Below are 19,030 nucleotides of genomic sequence, written 5' to 3' on the forward strand. Positions count from 1 at the left end.
GTAGTCACCTGCGGGCGCCGGCTGTCAGCGTTGGTCGACCTGGGACGGCCCAGGGACGGCCCAGCCGATGTGGCCACGCGCCTGTTGCTACCGGCGGCTTCCTACAGGTCAAGGAAGTCCCATTCGCTTCCCAAAACCCATCGCAGGGCTGCAAGCTTGCCATTCCAGAAGCCGAACTCCCAATCATTTTCGGGCAGCAAATTCTCCGCTCCATACTTCTTTTCCAGTCGTTCACGCCCCTTCTTCTCCGCGTCCTGCTCTTCGGGTTTCTCGGCCAGGCGAGCGATACTGCGCGTATACCAGATGCGATCAAAGTACTCCTCTTCAGCATCCATGATTTCGATGAGCGACCTAGTGCCTTCTTGAACGATCTCAACCTCCTCGCCAAGTTCCTCGTATTCGTCACCCATCAGCTCAGTCAGGAGCGCCACTAAGCCGCTGACTTCGTAGGTGTAGTGCGATCGATCATGAAATATGGGTGCCAGGTCCGGATGAGGTTTTCGGCGATCCCCATTCGGTACCGAGAAGTCTTGATAGTTTGACGTAGCGAACACGCACTGGTCGACCCCGTCCACGGCCGCGCGCGCTATGGTCGCATAGAGTTCGATGAGTAGCGCATCGGCGACGCTATTCTTGTTAAGGTGGAGCGGCGCCGTTTTGTCGAGCCCTCGACGCACAACAGCCTCGAAGTGGCTTTGGCCAGGCTCGACTCGCGTGGCCGATTGCAGCAGGGCGGATATCTCTGAGAAGTTCTGGAGCGACCGCGAACTGACATGAGGGATCAGATGCTCCATTTCTTCGATCCACTCGCCGCCTTGACTGTCCCCATACTCCTGCAAGTCCTGGCGCATAGCCTTAAATCGGTCACGAATGCTGACACTAACCGACTCTTCTGCCCGGGGCCGGTTTCTCTCGAACTCGTTCAGAATGAGAGATGGGGCAAGAATCTCCAACTTGTCTTGGTGCATGAGGACGCGCAGGGGAACAATAATTCGCTGCCCATCCCGCCGCTTGGCAATGTCCAACCAGACGCTTGTGTCGATCAGGAGTCTGAGCACGCCTTGATGGTAGCGAGGAGGCACCTCGGTGCGTACCCGTTTAGGTCGACGGAGTCTCAATGACCGGGTCGAGACATCACTCAGGCACTCCTCGATCCGAGCTGCCGACGGGAAGGGAGCTGAGGCCGTCACACCCGTCCGCGCGCTACTCGGAAGCGGGAAGGGGCAATACTTCAGGTTCCAGAAGGAGCCCCCGGTCTTGAAAGGACTCAAGTTGACGCATGGGCTGGAAGAATCTATCTTCCAACCGCTGCCGAATCTCGGCCTCAGTGTAGCCAGCCTGAAGCAGAAGAGTGACAAAGCCGCTTACAGCGTCCACTTCTGCCTTCGTCGCAGCGGCGGCAAGCTGTCGCTTTTCGGCTTCATTTCGATAGGCGAAGTCCTTCTTGCGCTCATGCCTATCTTTGAGATATTCACGAATCTGCGTAAAGATATTCAACGAACCCAGGAACTCCCACACTCCTGGGGAATCAACGTGTGCCGACATGAACATCAAGCGGGGAGCGGTGGCTAGATAATCACTTGCCCGATCGTGCGCATGAACGCGCTGCCGGGCGCGATGGATAGGGATCGTACCGAGCGCTACGGCTCCTCTGATTTCACCGATTCCGGAATATGCGGCATTCAGCGCTTGAAGGAGGCCGCATAGGTCATCGACGGGTATTCCAGACTCGCTCTCGAACCTAAAGATGCCAAATTGTGCACCTGCAGTTGATTCCTCTTCTTCCTCTTCCTCGTAGTCGTACTCACCCTCGTCCTCCTCCCCCTCTTCCTCGTAGTCGTACTCGCCCTCGTCCTCCTCCTCTTCCCGCTCCTCTTCTTCCTCTTCTGCTTCTTGATGCGGGTGCCTAGCCATGACGACCTCCTACTAACGCAGACAGCCCACACTTTACTGGCGGCACTAATGGGGTGCCATTTCGGAGAACTATGACTAGGCCGTATGGCTGAAATGACGGATCGGGCCAGTTCACTACAGTGCCGGGTTCGGCCGAGCAGAAGACCGGTACTGTTGAGTAATCGAGGCTGAGATCTCCGTAAACAGTTCGCAGTCACAGCCGCCGTCGCTCATCAGCCGCCACCCTTCCCAGCTCCCATCCCGTACGCCGTCGACCCACACACCGTGGAGCGGGCGTGGTTCAGGGCGTCCAGGTGGAGCGCGCCACTGTACGAACGACCTAGACGCCCTGGGCCGCGTCTGCTCGGCTCTGCCTGGGTCGATGGTGTGCAGGATGGGAGCCTTCAGCATCCGCCACGATGAACCCGCGGTCGGCGACGGTGCCCCCTCCATCCCGGTGCCGGCCGATCCCCCGCCGGAGGCACTGTGTTGACCCGCGGGGCGTTGCACGCGGTGATCGACTTATGGCTACCGGCCCTATCCACATGTGGGCGCGCGCCGGCGCAGCCCGGGCGGAGCGGGCCGAAGGCAGGAGCGGCGCCCGGAGTGGAGCCGGGAAGCGCGCCCGGCGGAGCGGAGCGCAGCCGGGGCTTGATGCCGGGGAGAGCATCAATACCTGGGGCGCACCGACCCGGCGCTGACGCTGCGGGTGTACGAGCACCTCATGCCGTCGAGCCAGGAGCGAACTCGTCGCCCAGTCGATGAGGTCCTGACACCCGCCCATCCGACACCGCTGATCCTGAGGACTAGCCAGTTCGTTTGGTCACCCAGGCGTCGGCCTGGGTGATCCAGCGACTGGCGCGCAGTGGGCAAGCATCAAGCCGTTACGTCCACCGGCTACGGTCTACCATGACGGGTATCCGCGTGAGCATGTTTGCCCTGGTCTACAGCTCGTACAACGCCGCGACCACGGTGTGGGCCTTCGTGGTCTCCATGTTCATAGTGCTGGCGGTCAGTTGGTACATCCGGCGTCGCAGGTAGTCCGACACCCGACCTCGGAGTGGCCGCTGTCGTCCGGGGTGTTGATGCCGGCGGAACAGCTCGGGCACCGAGCGCAGCTTGCAGTGCGGAGCACGCCGAGTGGGCACCAGCGTCGCCGTGGGTGCTGGATCGGCTGCCGTACTGAGCGCGGCGGTGGGAACTGTCGGCACCATCGCCACGAGCTGCGGTTCAAGCTCCCTGGTCAAGATCCAGAGCGCTTTGACTGCGCGAGCAGGGAACTCCGGAGGTCCTCCTGCGAGGCACTCCCCGGTCCCAGCCGGCAAGCCGCCTGGTCGGCCTCGGCGAGGAACTCGTGCGGTCAGGTGCCGGGAGGGCGGAAGGTGATCTGGCGGTGGGCTGCCTCGTCGATCTCGTCGAGGGTGAGGAGGGGCGTGGCCCTGGTGCGGAGCGCGCCGCTGGCCTTGACTCGGAGGCTGACGGCGGCCATGGAGACCGCGTCGGGGAAGTCGAGGATGCACACGAAGTCGTCCTCGCCGAAGGCGAAGTACATGGCCTCGACCGTCCCGCCGAGGTCGGTGACGACCTGGTGCACGGCGGCGCGGCGGCCACTCGCTCCCTCCTCGAGCAAGCCCTTCGACCCCTCGGGCGTGTAGCTGGCCTGGATGAGGAACTTCGGCATAGGGGCGCTCCTGCCCGTGACGTGTGCGGTGTGCAGGAGTGACTTCCCGCAGTCACGCCGGCCGCCCTCGGAGAACGGCCGGATTCACTCATAAGGCGCGCCCGGCCCGGTGCTCGTGCGAGGGCCGGTCTTCCGGGCCGGGTGGGTCGGGACCCGTGGTGCAGACGCGGTGGCGGCGGCGCCGAGCCGCGCACCGGTCGATGGCGCCCATCGTCGTCCCACGAAAGCCCACGAACACCCACGAGGGCCCACGAACACCCACGAGGGCCCACGAAGACCCACGAGGGCCCACGGAGACCCACGGAGACCCACGGAGACCCACGGAGACCCACGGAGACCCGCGAAGATGCCGTGCGTCATCCCGCGAAGATGCCGTGCGTCATCCCATGAAGATGCTGTGCGTTCCGGGTACCTGCTCCGCCAGTCCCGGAGGGATGATCCGGACTATTCCGCCGGCGCAGCCCGGGACGTTGTGGACGAGGGCGAGTGTGTCCGTGACGTTGAAGACGGTGGACAGCTGGGGGATCTCGATGCAGCCCTTCGGGCGCGCGATGGGGACTCCGTTGATCACCAGGGTCCCGTTCGCGGCGAGAGCCGAGCCCGGGACGGCGAGGGCGAGTACTCCGGCGGCGGCGAGGGTGACGAATGTCGGGCGTATGCCACGCATGACGAACCTCCTGACGAGCGGGCCAGGACATCCGGCCTTGCAACCGACCGTACGGAATCGTGCACGTAGTGCATCCCGGTGTCCCCCAGGCGGGCGACATGCGCGCGGGGTGGGCGAGAGCCGGGCGAGGGACCGCTAGTCGTCGCCGCTGCTCCGCGAGTTCGCGTTCCGGCGCCGGTTCCGGGCGGAGCTGCGTACGAGTTCACCCGCGACCAGCGTCACCTTGGCCACGACGCGGACCCAGACCGGACCACCTCGCTCAGCCCACACCACGCAGACGCATCCGCCTACGACGAGTGCGAGGACGCCGAGCAGTAGAAGGATCATGTTCCCCACCTGTGCAGTCGTACCGGAAGCATTGTCGTTCCCGCAGATGCCGCACAGGCTCGAATGGTTCCGTCACCAGGTCACGAGCAGGTTCCGCGGCCCCCGGATCAGGCCCTGACGCTGGAACTCGACCTCCTCGGGCGGCACGGCCAGCCGGATCCCGGGGAACCGGACGAGAACCGTACCGATCATGATCTCGGCCTCCATACGCGCCATGACGGCGGCCAGGCAGTGGTGCGGGCCGTGCCCGAAGGCCAGGTGGGGGCCGTCGTCCCGGTCGAAGTCCAGGACGTCGGGGTCCGGGAAGACCTCCGGGTCGCGGTTGGCTGCGACGTACGCGTTGTAGACCACGTCCCCGGCCCGGATCAGATGCCCGCCGACCTCGACGTCCTCGGTGGCGACCCGGGGAATGCCGACGCCGTTGCGGTGCGGGACGTAGCGGAACAGCTCCTCCACGGCCCGCGGCAGCAGCTGCGGCTCACGGCGCAGCCGGTCCAGCTGTGCCGGGTGGGTGAGCAGCGCGTACATCATCGAGCCGCTGTTGTTGCGGACCGCGTGCCCGGCGCTGACCTGGACGGCGGTGGCGAGCGAGATCGCCTCGTCGTCGGTGATCTCCCCGGCTGCCGCGGCCTGCGCCAGCACTCCGGCGAGGTCCTCGCCGGGTTCCTCGCGGCGGCGCCGGAGGAGTTCGGCGATGCGGGCCCGGGTGGCCCGGGCGGCCGCCCTGGCTCGTTCCCTGGAGTCGGCCCCCGCCGACAGCAGGGCCTCGCCCGTCTCGGCCCAGCGGTGCCAGTCCCGCTCGTCCACGCCGAGGAAGTCGCGGACCACGGCGATCGGGAAGGGGCCGTGCAGGTATTCCATGAGGTCTGCCGGGGCGCCGGCCTGTTCCATCGCGTCGAGCAGATCGGCGGCCCTGCGCTCCGCCAGCGGTCGCAGCCGCTGCATGCTCTTCCCGGTGAACGCACGGGCCACGACCCGGCGCAGCCGGGTGTGCCGCGGCGGATCGATGTACTGCACGCCCGCCGTCAGGGAGGCGACCGGCACCGGGCGCATGGAGGTGACCGCGCGGCCGACGACCCGTTCCCGGGAGAAGCGTGGATCGGAGGTGACGAAGCGGACGTCCTCGTACCGCGTGACCAGCCAGGCGTGTCCCTCGCCGTGCGGCAGCTCGATCCGGGTGACCGGCTCCTCGCGCAGCAGCTCGTCCAGGAACGGGTCGGGGTCGAGGGCGGGCAGGTCACCGGCGGACCAGTGCCGGACCGGTGGCGGGGCGGGGGCGTGGGCGAAGACCTGAGAAGCCTGGGCGGGGGCCTCCTCGGGGCACCGAGCGGGGGTCTCCGCGGGGCACCGAGCGGGGGTCTCTGCGCGGTTTCCCACGGGGGTCTGGGCGGGGGTCTGGGCGGGGGTCTGGGCGCGGGCCGGGGCTGGGTCGAGGGGCATGGGGCACACTCCCTGCTGCGTCACCGGGCGACGGGGAAACGCCGTTCTCTGAGGGAGTCTGGGCCCGCCGGACCGGCCCGGCGATTCCTGCTGCGGCATCCGGGTACGACGACGGGCCCCCGTCCCACGTTCAGGACAGAGGCCCGGAAGCCCGTACGACATCCCCGTCCCACGTTCAGGACAGAGGCCCGGAAGCCCGTGCGGCGTCCCCCTCATGTCCCGCGTGCTGAACAGGATCCCGCGGCCCGTACCACGTCCGGCTCATGAGGAGCCGTCGGCCGCGGTCGGCGTCAGCCGCTGCCGACGAAGACCACCATCAGCAGCCACACCACCGGAGCCGTGGGGAGCAGTGAGTCCAAGCGGTCCATGATGCCGCCGTGGCCGGGGAGCAAGGTGCCCATGTCCTTGATGCCCAGGTCCCGCTTGATCATGGATTCGCCGAGGTCGCCCAGCGTGGCGCTGGCCGCGACCGCCAGGCCGAGGAGCAGGCCCTGCCACCAGGTGCCGTCGTCGATCAGGAAGTGCATGCACAGCGCGCCCGCGGCCATCGCGAACAGCACCGCACCCAGCAGGCCCTCGCGGGTCTTGCCGGGGCTGATGCGCGGGGCGAGCTTGTGCCGGCCGAAGCGCCAGCCGACCGCGTAGGCGCCGGTGTCGCTGACGACCGTCAGGAGCAGGAAGGTGAGCACCCGCCAGGGGCCGTCGTCGGCGGTGAGCATCAGCGCGACGAACGTGGCCAGGAAGGGCACGTAGAACGCCGCGAAGACACCGGCCGTGACGTCCCTGAGGTATCCCTCCGGTGGTTCCGTCATGCGCCAGACCAGGACGGCCAGTGCGGTGAGGGCCATGGCCACCCACGCGCCCTCGGCGCCCCGTACGTACCCGGCGACGACCATCGCCGCACCGCCGACCGCGAGCGGCACGAGCGGCGCCTTGATGCTCTTGCGCTCCTGCAGCCTGCTGGTCAGCTCCCACAGACCGACGACGACGGCGACCGCGATCACACCGACGAAGACGGCCTTCTGGATGAACAGGGAGGCGATGATCACCACACCGAGCCCGACGCCGACGCCTATGGCCGCGCTCAGGTCACGGCCCGCGCTCTTCTTCTGCGGCGCCGGAGGCGTCTGCGGGGCGTCGGGCATGGGCTCCGGGTTCTGGGTCTCGGCCGGAAGGTGTCCGGCCTGGTACATCACATCTCGGAACGAGGGGCCGCCCAGCCGAGCGGCCCCCCGGTCTTCGTCCTGGTCCCCGCCGTACGCGGGTACGTCGGGCACGATGGGCATGGGGCGAGTCTGCTGCGCCTCAGGCGCATCGTACGCGGGACCCGCCGGGGCGGCCCCCTGGACAGGTCCACCCTCGGTGGACCCCCAGTACCCGGCCTGCCCCGCGTGTGGCGGCGCCCCCCAGGAAGAGTCGCTCATCAGACTTCGAGCAGCTCCGCTTCCTTGTGCTTGAGGAGCTCGTCCACCTGAGCGACGTACTTCGCCGTCAGGTCGTCGAGGTCCTTCTCCGCACGGCGGCCCTCGTCCTCACCGACCTCGCCGTCCTTGATCAGCTTGTCGATGGCGTCCTTGGCCTTGCGGCGCACGGAGCGGATCGAGACCCGCGCGTCCTCGGCCTTGCCCTTGGCGACCTTGATGTAGTCGCGGCGGCGCTCCTCGGTCAGCTCGGGGAACACCACACGGATGATGTTGCCGTCGTTGCTGGGGTTGACGCCCAGGTCGGAGTCGCGGATGGCCTGCTCGATGTTGCGCAGCGCGCTCTTGTCGAACGGGGTCACGACCGCCATCCGCGGCTCCGGCACGGAGAACGAGGCCAGCTGGTTGATCGGCGTCGGGGCACCGTAGTAGTCGGCCACGATCTTGTTGAACATCGCCGGGTGCGCACGGCCGGTGCGGATCGCGGCGAAGTCCTCCTTGGCGACCACGACGGCCTTCTCCATCTTCTCCTCGGCCTCGAGGAGGGTCTCTTCGATCACCACTTGCTCCTGCGTGTCTTGAGTAAGGCCCGGCTGCGGTTCCTGAAGTCGGTCGGCGGCCGGCTGCGTCGCGTCTTCTTCCTGCACGGTTCCCGACCGGCAGGACATTGTCCATCCCCCGGCCAGGGTGCGTCCCGTCCGTCCCTCGGACAGGTGGCTTACCCGGGCGCAGGGTGTGCCGATCAGCCCCGGCTGCCCTGGTCGCTCACCAGCGTGCCGATCTTCTCACCCTTGACGGCACGGGCGATATTGCCCTCCGCGAGAAGCTCGAAGACGAGGATCGGGAGCTTGTTGTCGCGGCACAGCGTGATGGCGGTGGCGTCGGCGACCTTGAGGTCACGGGTGATGACCTCGCCGTAGCCCAGGGCGTCGAACTTGACGGCGTCCGGGTTGGTCTTGGGGTCGGAGTCGTAGACCCCGTCCACACCGTTCTTGCCCATGAGCAGCGCCTCGGCGTCGATCTCCAGGGCGCGCTGGGCGGCGGTGGTGTCGGTGGAGAAGTACGGCATGCCCATACCGGCGCCGAAGATGACGACGCGGCCCTTCTCCAGGTGCCGCACGGCGCGCAGCGGGATGTACGGCTCGGCGACCTGGCCCATGGTGATGGCGGTCTGCACGCGGGACTGGATGCCTTCCTTCTCCAGGAAGTCCTGGAGGGCGAGGCAGTTCATCACGGTGCCGAGCATGCCCATGTAGTCGGAGCGGGCGCGGTCCATGCCGCGCTGCTGGAGTTCGGCGCCGCGGAAGAAGTTGCCGCCGCCGATGACGACCGCGACCTGTGCGCCGTCGCGCACGACGGCCGCGATCTCGCGGGCGATCTTGTGCACCACGTCCGGGTCGACGCCCAGGCCCCCGCCACCGGAGAAGGCCTCTCCGGACAGCTTCAGCAGAAACCGGCCGCGCACTTTGCCGTCGTCGCTCTTCTGGGCCTTGGTGGTCATGGGGGATCCCGCCTCTTTCACGTGTTGCACATACGAAGAAGGCCATTGCCGATGGGGTTGCTTTTCGCTCCCATACGCGGCAATGGCCTCCTCGTCAGATCTGCTGCCGTCCGCCCCACGCCGGGGTGTGGCGGTGTGCGCGGACGACTGCTGTCGACCCTATCGGGATTTCCCCGGGGATTTCTCCGTGGGTCGCGCGTCGATCGCGGTACGGACTCAGATGCCGACCTTGATGCGCGAGAAGCGCTTCAGGGTGACACCGGCCTCGTCCAGAACCTTCTGGACCGACTTCTTGTTGTCGAGCGCGTACGGCTGGCCGAGCAGCGTGGCGTCCTTGAAGAAGCCGTTCAGACGACCCTCGACGATCTTGGCGATCGCGGCCTCGGGCTTGCCCTCGGCGCGGGTGGTCTCCTCGGCGATGCGGCGCTCGGACTCGACGACGTCGGCCGGGACCTCGTCCTTGGAGAGGTACTTCGGCGCGAAGGCGGCGATGTGCTGGGCGACGCCCTTGGCGACCTCGGCGTTCGGCTTGTCCAGCTCGACCAGGACACCGATCTGCGGGGGCAGGTCGGGCATGGTGCGGTGCATGTAGGCGAGCACGAAGCCGTCGGTGAACTGCGCGAAGCGGTCCAGGACGATCTTCTCACCGAGGTTGGCGTTGGCCTCGTCCACGAACGCCTGGACGGTCTTGCCGGCCTCGATCTCGGAGGCGAGCAGGGCCTCGAGGTCGGCCGGGTTCGTCTTGGCGACGTGCTCGGCGATGGCCTTGGCCACGGCCTGGAACTTCTCGCCCTTGGCGACGAAGTCCGTCTCGCACTTCAGCTCGACCAGAACGCCGGAGGAGTTGTCGTCGGCGATGATGGAGACCACGGCGCCGTTCTCGGCGGAGCGGCCCTCGCGCTTGGCGACGCCCTTCTGGCCCTTGATGCGGAGCGCCTCGACGGCCTTGTCGACGTTGCCCTCGGCCTCGTCCAGCGCCTTCTTGCAGTCCATCATGCCGGCGCCGGTCAGCTCACGGAGCTTCTTGACGTCGGCGGCGGTGTAGTTCGCCATGAGTCTGTGAGTCTTTCTCGAAGTCTGGAAGATCTTCAGAAGATCCGCACGGTGTGCGTTCCACATGTAGTCGCGGTTCGCATACGTCGTGCCGACCTGCGGGTGAACAGCGGGGGCGGACTTCACCGCGCCGGAGGCGCTGCCGGTGTCCGTACCGCCCCCGCCGTCACGCCGACGTCAGGCCTGGTCGGCCTCGGCGGCCTTCTCGCCCTCGGCCGGGGCGGCCTCGGCAGCCGGGGCCTCGGCAGCCGGGGCCTCGGCGGCGGCCGGAGCCTCGGCGGTGGCCTCGGCGGCCGGAGCCTCGTCCTTCTTCTCACCCTCGAGCAGGTCGCGCTCCCACTCGGCGAGCGGCTCGCCCGCGGCCTTCTCGCCCTTGTCGCCGGTGGCGACGCCGGAGCGGGCGATGAGGCCCTCGGCGACGGCGTCGGCGATCACGCGGGTGAGCAGGGTGACGGAGCGGATCGCGTCGTCGTTGCCCGGGATCTTGTAGTCGACCTCGTCGGGGTCGCAGTTGGTGTCGAGGATCGCGACGACCGGGATGTTCAGCTTCCGGGCCTCACCAACGGCGATGTGCTCCTTCTTGGTGTCCACGATCCAGACGGCGCTGGGCACCTTCTGCATCTCGCGGATACCACCGAGGGTCTTCTCCAGCTTGGCCTTCTCGCGGGAGAGGACCAGCAGCTCCTTCTTGGTCAGACCGGAGGCGGCGACGTCCTCGAAGTCGATCTGCTCCAGCTCCTTGAGGCGCTGCAGACGCTTGTAGACGGTCGAGAAGTTGGTGAGCATGCCGCCCAGCCAGCGCTGGTTGACGTAGGGCATGCCGACGCGGGTGGCCTGCTCGGCGATGGCCTCCTGCGCCTGCTTCTTCGTGCCGACGAACATGACCGTGCCGCCGTGGGCGACGGTCTCCTTGACGAACTCGTAGGCGCGGTCGATGTACGACAGCGACTGGAGCAGGTCGATGATGTAGATGCCGTTGCGCTCGGTGAAGATGAAGCGCTTCATCTTCGGGTTCCAGCGACGGGTCTGGTGACCGAAGTGGACGCCGCTCTCCAGCAGCTCCCGCATCGTGACGACGGCCATGGCCGTTTCTCCTTGGTGTTCTCGGTTGTGCCGCGCCCGCCGGACGGCGGTCGCGCCTGACGCCCGCGATGCGCCGTGCCGCGAAGGACCGAGAGGCGCTTGGTAGGAACCGTTGCCGGCTGCCGTACCGGGGCGTGCGAAGTCGACCCGGTGACCCGGATCGCCAGAAGAAGTGTACGGGACCGGCGAGGCACCGGGTGACGCCGCTGTCCACAACCGGTGAGTGGTCCACAGGCACCGGCCGCGACCGGCGCGGCCACGGGACGCTTCCGGCATGCGACGAGCGATGCGATCGGCGACCGTGTGGACGGCCCTGCTGCTGGCTGCGACGGTGCCGGCCCTCACGCCTCCGGCCCGGGCGGACCCCCCGCTCCCGGCACCTGCGGCACCCACGGCACCCCCCGGCGGCCCGGTACCGCCTCTCGCCCGCACGTGGCCGGTCGGCGCCCGCCCACCGGTGCTGCGGGGCTGGCAGCCACCGCAGACGGCGTACGGCCCGGGCCACCGTGGGGTGGATCTGGCGGCCCCGGCCGGCTCTCCGGTTCGGGCGGTGGCCCCGGGCCGGGTGCTGTTCGCGGGCCGGGTGGCCGGACGGGGTGTGGTGTCGGTGGCGCTGACGGACACGGACCTGCGCACGACGTACGAGCCGGTACGCCCCTCCGTGGAGCGGGGCGCGCGCGTGGCAGCGGGCGAGGTGGTCGGCGTGTCGGAGCCGAGCGGGTCGCACTGCGCACCGACGACGTGCGTGCACTGGGGCCTGCTCAGAGGCGAGGCCTATCTGGACCCGCTCTCCCTGCTCCCGCCGTGGCTGCTGGGCCGGGCACCGTCGAGACTGCTGCCGCTCACGCCCTAGCCGTGGGCCGCCCGCGGCCGGCCGCGCCGCTGTTCTCGCCGCTTCGGGGGCGGGGAGGCGGGCCGCCGGTCGCTCGCGGGCGGGGAGGCGGGCCGACGGTCGCTGGGGCGGGGAGGCGGGCCGACGGTCGCTCGGGCGGGGAGGCGGGCCGACGGTCGCTCAGCCCTGGACGCCCCGCAGGGCCATGGCCACCGCGGCGTCCGTCACCACGGAGGGGTCCTCCGCCGCACCCAGCTCGATCCGGCGCACCGCCGCGTCCACGACCCCCTGCAGCAGCATCGCCGCCAGCCTGGGCTGCTCGTGCCCCAGCTGCCCCAGCGCCTCCACGATCATCGCGACCAGGCCCCCGTGGGCGGCCCGGATCTTGTCCCGGGCACCGGCGTCCAGCTCGCTGGCGGAGATGGCCACGACCGCCCGGTGCCGCCGGTCCCCGACCAGGGACAGCTGCTGCCGGACGTACGCCTCGACCTTGCCCTCGGCCGATTCGGCGCGCTCCATGGCCGCCGCGACCTCCGCCGCCCACACCGGGAAGTCGACCTCGCACAGCTCCTCGACGACTGCCGCGCGGGACCGGAAGTACTCGTACACGGACGACCGCGCCAGCCCCGTCCGCTCGGCCAGCGCGGGGAACGTCAGCGCCTCCGTACCGCCCTCGGACAACAAGGAGCGAGCCGCGTCCAGCAGGGCGGCTCGCTGCATCGACCGGTGCTCGGCCACGGAGGCCGCTCGAATCCTTGGCACGTCGACCACTTTACGGACACCCCACCCCGGAAGGGAGGACTCAGCGCCCGAAGCTCGCCAGCTTGGCACGCAGCTGCAGCACCGACTTGGTGTGGATCTGGCTGACCCTGCTCTCGGTGACGCCGAGCACGTTGCCGATCTCGGCGAGGGTGAGCCCCTCGTAGTAGTACAGGGTGACCACGGTCTTCTCCCGCTCGGGCAGCGTGTTGATCGCCCGCGCCAGGAACCGCCGCAGCTCGCGGTCCTCGGCCACCTCCACCGGGTTGTCGGCGGCGGTGTCCTCCAGGGTGTCCATCAGGCTGAGCCGGTCCCCGCCCTCGCCGCCGACGTGCAGCAGCTCCTCCAGGGCGACCACGTTGGCCAGCGACAACTGGCTGAAAACGGCGTGGAGTTCGTCGACCTCCATGCCCAGCTCGACGGCGACCTCGCCCTCCGTCGGCGTGCGCCGCAGCCGCGCCTCCAGGGTGGCGTAGGCCCGCTCGACGTTGCGCGCCTTCTGCCGGACCGAGCGGGGGATCCAGTCCAGCGCCCGCAGCTCGTCGATCATGGCGCCGCGGATCCGGGTGATCGCGTACGTCTCGAACTTGATCTCCCGGTCGATGTCGAACTTCTCGATCGCGTCGATCAGCCCGAACACCCCGGAGGACACGAAGTCGGCCTGCTCCACGTTGGGGGGCAGCCCGACGCTCACCCGGCCCGCCACGTACTTGACCAGCGGCGAGTAGTGCAGGATCAGCTGCTCCCGCAACCGGTCGTCCCCCGTCGCCTTGTACGACCGCCACAACTCGTCGAGCGTCGAGGGAGCGGGCGGCCGCACGCTGCCACCGTCGCGGGCGGCTGGGGGGATCGCCGCCCGGTCGGACCCGGAGGTGTGCTGGGGCATTCGTCGCCTTGTGCCGTTCTGCCGTGAAGTGCCGAGAAGTGCTGTGAAGTGAGGCGGGTGGGAGATCGTGGGGTGATGTGGGCTGCCTGGGTGAGGTGTCGGTCTGATGCCGGGTTGGCGCGTTCTGCGCCGTCGCCTTCGTGAGCGTAGCGTGACTGAGGTGTCGCGGTGTGCGAACAGCGAGGCACCACCCCTGCGCGGGGCGCTCGCTCCCGGCGCGCGACGACGGGCCGCAGCTCGCTCTGCGTGACCGGCCGGAGGCGCCAACTCCGGGAAACACCAAGGGCGTCGGGCGTTCCCCCGGACGGCCGAACCGGCTCGATCAGCACGGACCGTGACCACTCCGGACCGAGATCATCGCCTGGCGTGTCAACTTCCAGCCGTCGCCGTGTCGTTCGACGTAACCAAGTGCTCGGAGTTCGTACAGTTTCGCGATCGCCTCGTCCTGCGTGGTCCGCGCGCCGAGCGCGATCTCCCCGGCGGGGGCCGCGCGGTCGGCGGGCAGGGCGGCCAGCACGCCGGCGGCGGCCGGTTCCAGCAGGTCACGCGGGAGGACCGGGCCCCGCCGGGCCGGGGCCAGCTCTCCCATGCCGCCCACGAGTTCGACGACCTCGGCGGCGTCGGTGACCAGGGCCGCCTCGCCACGCAGCAGCTCGTGCACTCCGGCGGAGAGGGCGCTGGTGGCCGGGCCGGGGACACCCATGGTGAACCGGCCCAGGTGCTGTGCCGACCGTGCGGTGGCCAGCGAGCCGCTGCGGCGGGCGGCCTCCACGACGACGGTGCCCCTGGTCAGGGCGGCGATCACCCGGTTGCGCCGGATGAACCGGCTGGGGGTCGGGTGATCCCCGGGCGGCAGTTCGCCGACGACGAGTCCCTGCTCCGCGATGCGGGCGATGAGCGCGGTGTGGCCGCGGGGGTAGGGCCGGTCGACGCCGCAGGCCAGGACGGCGACGGTGGCACCGTGGGCGGCGAGGGCGCCGCGGTGGGCGGCGCCGTCGATGCCGTAGGCACCGCCCGAGACCACCACCCAGCCGCGTTCGGCGAGGTCGGAGGCGAGGGTCGCGGCCATGTGGGTGCCGTACTCGGTGCAGGCCCGGGCGCCCACGACGGCGACCGAGCGCAGCGCCCACATCCGCAGGCTCGGCCTGCCCCGCACCCACAGTCCGAGGGGCCGGGCGTCCCCGAGGTCGTCGAGCTGGCCCGGCCACTCGGCGTCCCCCGGAGGCACGAACCGCGCCCCCCCGGCCCGGGCCACGTCGAGATCCCGCTCCGGCTCGGCCTGCCGGGCCCTGGCGACGAGTCCCGCCCAGCGGGTCCCGCTCACCCCGGGCAACGCCTTTCCCCCGCACCGCAGCCACCGCACCACCTCCCCCACCCCGAACTCCCGGACCCACCGCCCCGCGGTCTCGTCCCCCGGCTCGGTGACCCGGGCCAGAAAGACACGACCGAGCAGTTCGTCGTCCGGTCCGCCGCCCGGGGCGGACCCGGGTTCCGGGCGGCCCGTCCGTGGCGCGCCGCCCCTCACCTGCCGATGCCTTCCAGGACCGCACCGCGGCGGACGCCGGTGCGCAGCTCCAGTGCCCAGTTCACGTCGTTGGCCGAGGGCCGGTCGCGGCCGCCCAGGTCGGCGAGCGTCCAGGCGACCCGCAGGACGCGGTCGAGGCCACGGGCGGTGAGCAGGCCCCGGTCCAGGTCCTCCTCGGCCTTCCCGAGAGCCCCGGGCTGTACGTGCCAGCGGGTGCGCAGTTCGTGCCCGGGCACTTCGCTGTTGGTGCGCCAGGGCAGTCCCTCGAAGCGCCGGGCGGCCCGCTCCCGGGCGAGCCTGACCCGGTCGGCCACGACGGCCGTCGGCTCGGCGCCGGTGTGCATCCGGAGCAGTTCGGCCCGCGCGACCGGCTCCACGGTGACCCGCAGGTCCACCCGGTCCATCAGGGGGCCGGAGAGCCGGGCCCGGTAGCGCTTGATCGAGGAGGGCCGGCACTCGCAGACGTCGTCGCCGCGTCCGTGCCGGCCGCACGGGCACGGGTTCGCGGCCAGGACCATCAGGAACTTGGCCGGCATCCGCAGCATCCCCGCCGCCCGGGCGATCACGACGTGGCCCGATTCCAGGGGCTGGCGCAGGGCGTCGAGGACGCTGCTGTGGAACTCGGCGGCCTCGTCCAGGAAGAGCACCCCGTGGTGGGCCAGGGACACCGCGCCGGGCCGGGGCAGGCCGTTCCCGCCGCCGACGAGGGAGGCCATCGTGGCGGAGTGGTGGGGTGCGCAGTACGGCGGCCGGTCGACCAGCGGGTGGCCCGGCGGGAGCAGGCCGGCCACCGAGTGGACGGCGGTGACCTCCAGGGACTCGGCCCGGTGCAGCTCGGGCAGCAGCCCGGGCAGGCGTTCGGCGAGCATCGTCTTGCCGGCGCCTGGCGGCCCCTTGAAGAAGACGTGGTGGCGGCCGGCCGCGGCGACCTCCAGCGCCGCACGCGCCGTGTGCTGGCCCGCGACATCGGCCAGGTCGGGGGCGCCCGCCCCGACGGCGGTTCCCGTGCCGAGCCCTGTCCCGGGCAGGGCCAGCCCGGCGAGGAAGGGGTCGGGGCGGATGTCTCCGGGCACGGGCTCCTCGTCGGGTACCGGTTCGTCGGTGAGGACGGCGATCAGCTGGCGCAGGCTCCGTACCCCGAGCACGGACACGCCCGGCACCAGGGAGGCCTCGGGCACCGCGCACTCGGGTACGACCACCTGCTCGTATCCCGCGTCCGCCGCGGCGAGGACCGCCGGCAGGATGCCCCGGACCGGCCGCACCCGGCCGTCCAGGGCCAGCTCGCCGATCATGACGATGTCGGCGAGCACGCGGGGATCGATCCGCTCGGCCGCACCGAGGACGGCGGCGGCGACCGCGAGATCGAAGCCGCTGCCGCTCTTGGGGACGGACGCCGGGCTGAGGCCCACGGTGAGCTTCTTGGACGGCCAGGCCGCTCCCGAGTTGACCACCGCGGCACGCACCCGGTCACGGCTCTCGGTCAGGCTCTTGTCCGGGAGGCCGACCAGGGTGAAGGCGGCGACGCCGGGTTCGAGGTCGGCCTGGACCTCGACGACGACGCCTTCGACGCCGACCAGGGCGACCGAGCACGTACGGGCGAACCCCATTCAGGCCACCCCCCGCGCATGCTCGACGGACGGCGCTCCGCGGCTGGGCAGCAGGACGCCGACCAGGTCGATGCGGACGCCGCCCGGCGGTGCTCCGCCGTGGGCCTGGATCCAGTCTTCGGCGAGGGCGCGCAGCCTGGCGGCCTTCTCGGGGGTCACCGCGGCCATCGGGTGCTCGTAGTCCCCGCCCCTGCGGGTCTTCACCTCGCAGACGACGAGCGCGTCTCCGTCGCGCGCCACGATGTCGATCTCGCCGGACCGTCCACAGCGCCAGTTGCGCTGCAGGATCGTCATGCCGGCCTCGGCGAGCCGCCGGGCGGCCAGGTCCTCGCCGTATTTGCCGATCGCTTCCCGTGCGTTCATGTCGGCACCACCTCCGGCGCCAACCGTCACGCATCCCGTCCCCCCAAGTTGATCTTGGTGGACTACTCGGCGGTTGTGGAAAACCCGGTCACCCGGGAGCGGCGCTTCACGAAAGCCCGGGCCGTCAGCCGCCCGGCAGCTCCAGGTCGCTCTTGTTCAGCTCTTCAATATTCACGTCCTTGAACGTGAGCACGCGAACCTGCTTGACGAACCGCGCCGGTCGGTACATGTCCCAGACCCAGGCGTCGGCCATACTGACCTCGAAAAACACCTCACCCTGGACCGAGTGCACCTGCATCTCGTAATCGTTGGTGAGGTAGAAGCGCCGCTCGGTCTCGATCACGTATTTGAACAGACCGACGACATCTCGGTACTCCCGGTAGAGCTTCAGCTCCATCTCGGTCTCGTACTTCTCGAGGTCCTCGGCGCTCATGGCATGTTCCCCTTCAGCCGTGCGATCCCACCATTGTGCGCCAGTCCGGGGATCCCTCAGACGATTTCCGTTTCGAGGGTCACGGGGCTGGCCGGGGGACCTTCGACGAGCAGCGTGCGCAGCAGCTCGGCGAGTCTGGTCGGATACACCGTCTCATGTGCCCGGGTCAGTTCCTGACACGTCCACCAGCGTGCTCCGGCGACACTGCGCCGCTCCAGCTCCGTCAGCCCCGCCGGCGCGGTGGCCGTCTGGGCCGTACGGGCCAGGTAGTACCACTCGTCCTGGTCCCAGCGGCGGCCCGCGAACGGGAACGAGCAGCGGCGCCGCCACAGCACCGGACCGAGAACGACGTCGGTGATGCCGGTCTCCTCCACGAGTTCCCGCAGCGCGGTCTCCTCGCGCGTCTCGGTGCCCTCGACCCCGCCGCCGGGCGTGAACCACCAGTCGTCGGCCGGATCGTCGGGCTCATGGCCGTGCAGCAGCAGGATGCGGTCCTGGGGATCGAGGAGCACCACCCGGGCCACCTTCCGCAGCCCGCTCCCGCCCTCGTGCGCCTCGCCGCCCGTACACGGAGCGGCACAGGCCTCCCCGGCCGGCCGCGAGGCCTCGTGCGCCTCCTCCGCCGGCCGCCTGGTCTCAGCGGGCACCGGCCGCCTCCGGCCGCGTCCCACGGGCGCGGGAGCCGCTCATCCGTGCCGCGACCGGACCGTAGGCCCCGCCGCCCAGGACCAGGACGGCGCCGGCGACGACCAGCAGTTCGATCGTGCGCAACGGGCCGGGCCGGGAGAGCGCGCCGAGCGTCTCGAAACCGGAGGGGCGCTGGAGCATGCCGTTCCACGGCCAGACGACGGCGTCCACGCGGGCGGAGACGGCCCTTCGCGAGACGGTGCCCTGTGCGGTGTCCGTGAGGTGGGCGGTGGAGTCCAGGGAGCCCTGGCGTTCGTCACCGAGGAGGAACAGCCGGCCTTCGGGCACGGTCACCTTCGGGAAGTTCTTGATCTCGGCGAGGCTGCCCTTGGGCAGGTAGGGCTCATCGATCTCCTTGCCGTTGACGGTCAGTCTGCCGTCGGTGCAGCAGGAGACGGTGTCGCCGCCGACGGCGACCACCCGCTTGACGACCTTGGCGCCGGTGACCCAGCTCTTGTCCTCGAAGACCACGACGTCGCCGCGGCGCACCTCGTCGCCGTCGACGCGCTGGGCGAGCACCCGGTCGCCGGCGTCGATGGTGGGGGTCATGGAGCTGGTGGGCACGGTGTACGGCCGGTAGACCAGGGCTCCCCAGGCGAATCCGCCGAGGAACAGCACCAGGCCCAGCGCCACGGCCACCCCGGACAGCCGCTGGCCGATCCGGCCGCCGCCAACCCGTTCCGTACCGGTGCCGCCGCCCTGCGGGGCCGTACGCGTCATGCTCTCGCCACCCATGGATCCGCACCCTACCCGGCGGTACCGACCAGGGGCAGCCCCCTCTTTTCCCGGCCGGGGCCCTGGGCACCGGTTCCGGTTTCCCCGGCTCCGGTCCCTGGGCACCGGCCGGCGTCGGCCGCCACCTGCCCGGCGGG

General features: G+C 70.0%; 20 protein-coding genes. 1 reads left to right on the forward strand and 19 read right to left on the reverse strand.

Annotated features, from left to right (window positions below; all coding sequences use genetic code 11):
• Positions 1-101: 101 nt before the first annotated feature.
• The 11 genes from JK359_RS24000 to rpsB all read right to left on the reverse strand — a co-directional run bounded on the left by JK359_RS24000 (position 102) and on the right by rpsB (position 11,066).
• Positions 102-1,058, reverse strand: coding sequence for a PIN domain-containing protein (locus JK359_RS24000; protein WP_201839299.1), 957 nt, complete (start codon positions 1,056-1,058; stop codon positions 102-104).
• Positions 1,059-1,203: 145 nt separating this feature from the next.
• A complete protein-coding gene (locus JK359_RS24005) occupies positions 1,204-1,914 on the reverse strand; it encodes a hypothetical protein (protein WP_201839301.1) in 711 nt (236 codons plus the stop codon).
• 1,339 nt (positions 1,915-3,253) lie between these two features.
• Positions 3,254-3,574 (reverse strand): GYD domain-containing protein, encoded by a 321-nt coding sequence (locus JK359_RS24010; protein ID WP_201839304.1) that lies wholly within the window; start codon positions 3,572-3,574, stop codon positions 3,254-3,256.
• A gap of 379 nt (positions 3,575-3,953) precedes the next feature.
• Positions 3,954-4,241, reverse strand: coding sequence for a hypothetical protein (locus tag JK359_RS24015; RefSeq protein ID WP_201839307.1), 288 nt, complete (start codon positions 4,239-4,241; stop codon positions 3,954-3,956).
• Positions 4,242-4,376: 135 nt separating this feature from the next.
• Positions 4,377-4,568 carry a hypothetical protein gene (locus JK359_RS24020; protein ID WP_201839310.1) on the reverse strand — a complete coding sequence of 64 codons (192 nt, stop codon included), beginning with the start codon at positions 4,566-4,568 and terminating at the stop codon, positions 4,377-4,379.
• 72 nt (positions 4,569-4,640) lie between these two features.
• Positions 4,641-6,008: a cytochrome P450 gene (locus tag JK359_RS24025; RefSeq protein WP_201839322.1), complete on the reverse strand. Its 1,368-nt coding sequence runs from the start codon at positions 6,006-6,008 to the stop codon at positions 4,641-4,643.
• Between the two features lie 290 nt (positions 6,009-6,298).
• Positions 6,299-7,432, reverse strand: a complete 1,134-nt coding sequence (locus JK359_RS24030) for a phosphatidate cytidylyltransferase (protein ID WP_201839324.1) — start codon at positions 7,430-7,432, stop codon at positions 6,299-6,301.
• The gene (gene frr, locus JK359_RS24035) at positions 7,432-7,989 is read right to left on the reverse strand and encodes a ribosome recycling factor (protein WP_201839326.1); all 558 of its coding nucleotides are present in this window, start codon (positions 7,987-7,989) and stop codon (positions 7,432-7,434) included. Before frr ends, JK359_RS24030 begins: the two co-directional genes overlap by 1 nt.
• Before the next feature lie 182 nt (positions 7,990-8,171).
• The gene (pyrH, locus tag JK359_RS24040; protein ID WP_201839327.1) at positions 8,172-8,930 is read right to left on the reverse strand and encodes a UMP kinase; all 759 of its coding nucleotides are present in this window, start codon (positions 8,928-8,930) and stop codon (positions 8,172-8,174) included.
• A 216-nt stretch (positions 8,931-9,146) separates the two neighbouring features.
• Positions 9,147-9,983 carry a translation elongation factor Ts gene (gene tsf, locus JK359_RS24045; RefSeq protein WP_201839329.1) on the reverse strand — a complete coding sequence of 279 codons (837 nt, stop codon included), beginning with the start codon at positions 9,981-9,983 and terminating at the stop codon, positions 9,147-9,149.
• Positions 9,984-10,160: 177 nt separating this feature from the next.
• Positions 10,161-11,066: a 30S ribosomal protein S2 gene (rpsB, locus tag JK359_RS24050; protein ID WP_201839331.1), complete on the reverse strand. Its 906-nt coding sequence runs from the start codon at positions 11,064-11,066 to the stop codon at positions 10,161-10,163.
• Positions 11,067-11,352: 286 nt separating this feature from the next.
• Here rpsB and JK359_RS24055 point away from each other — a divergent pair, with 286 nt between their 5' ends.
• On the forward strand, positions 11,353-11,919 hold the full coding sequence (locus tag JK359_RS24055) for a murein hydrolase activator EnvC family protein (protein ID WP_201839589.1): 567 nt from the start codon (positions 11,353-11,355) through the stop codon (positions 11,917-11,919).
• 159 nt (positions 11,920-12,078) lie between these two features.
• On the opposite strand, the gene JK359_RS24060 is transcribed toward JK359_RS24055, so the two are convergent.
• The 8 genes from JK359_RS24060 to lepB all read right to left on the reverse strand — a co-directional run bounded on the left by JK359_RS24060 (position 12,079) and on the right by lepB (position 18,893).
• Entirely contained in the window at positions 12,079-12,636 is a 558-nt protein-coding gene (locus JK359_RS24060; RefSeq protein WP_201839591.1) for a TetR/AcrR family transcriptional regulator, read from the reverse strand.
• 64 nt (positions 12,637-12,700) lie between these two features.
• Complete coding sequence (gene whiG, locus JK359_RS24065) at positions 12,701-13,543, reverse strand: RNA polymerase sigma factor WhiG (RefSeq protein WP_201839334.1); 843 nt, start codon at positions 13,541-13,543, stop codon at positions 12,701-12,703.
• Between the two features lie 322 nt (positions 13,544-13,865).
• Positions 13,866-15,068, reverse strand: a complete 1,203-nt coding sequence (dprA, locus tag JK359_RS24070; RefSeq protein ID WP_201839337.1) for a DNA-processing protein DprA — start codon at positions 15,066-15,068, stop codon at positions 13,866-13,868.
• A complete protein-coding gene (locus tag JK359_RS24075; protein WP_201839350.1) occupies positions 15,065-16,675 on the reverse strand; it encodes a YifB family Mg chelatase-like AAA ATPase in 1,611 nt (536 codons plus the stop codon). The genes dprA and JK359_RS24075 overlap by 4 nt, the downstream gene beginning before the upstream one ends.
• Positions 16,676-17,068: a YraN family protein gene (locus JK359_RS24080; RefSeq protein WP_201839353.1), complete on the reverse strand. Its 393-nt coding sequence runs from the start codon at positions 17,066-17,068 to the stop codon at positions 16,676-16,678.
• Positions 17,069-17,162: 94 nt separating this feature from the next.
• On the reverse strand, positions 17,163-17,471 hold the full coding sequence (locus tag JK359_RS24085) for a DUF2469 domain-containing protein (RefSeq protein WP_003965949.1): 309 nt from the start codon (positions 17,469-17,471) through the stop codon (positions 17,163-17,165).
• A gap of 56 nt (positions 17,472-17,527) precedes the next feature.
• Positions 17,528-18,004 (reverse strand): NUDIX hydrolase, encoded by a 477-nt coding sequence (locus JK359_RS24090; RefSeq protein ID WP_236678361.1) that lies wholly within the window; start codon positions 18,002-18,004, stop codon positions 17,528-17,530.
• Between the two features lie 103 nt (positions 18,005-18,107).
• Positions 18,108-18,893, reverse strand: a complete 786-nt coding sequence (lepB, locus tag JK359_RS24095; protein WP_201839359.1) for a signal peptidase I — start codon at positions 18,891-18,893, stop codon at positions 18,108-18,110.
• Positions 18,894-19,030 lie beyond the last annotated feature (137 nt).

The sequence above is a fragment of the Streptomyces actinomycinicus genome (assembly GCF_016741775.1).
Classification (GTDB): domain Bacteria; phylum Actinomycetota; class Actinomycetes; order Streptomycetales; family Streptomycetaceae; genus Streptomyces; species Streptomyces actinomycinicus.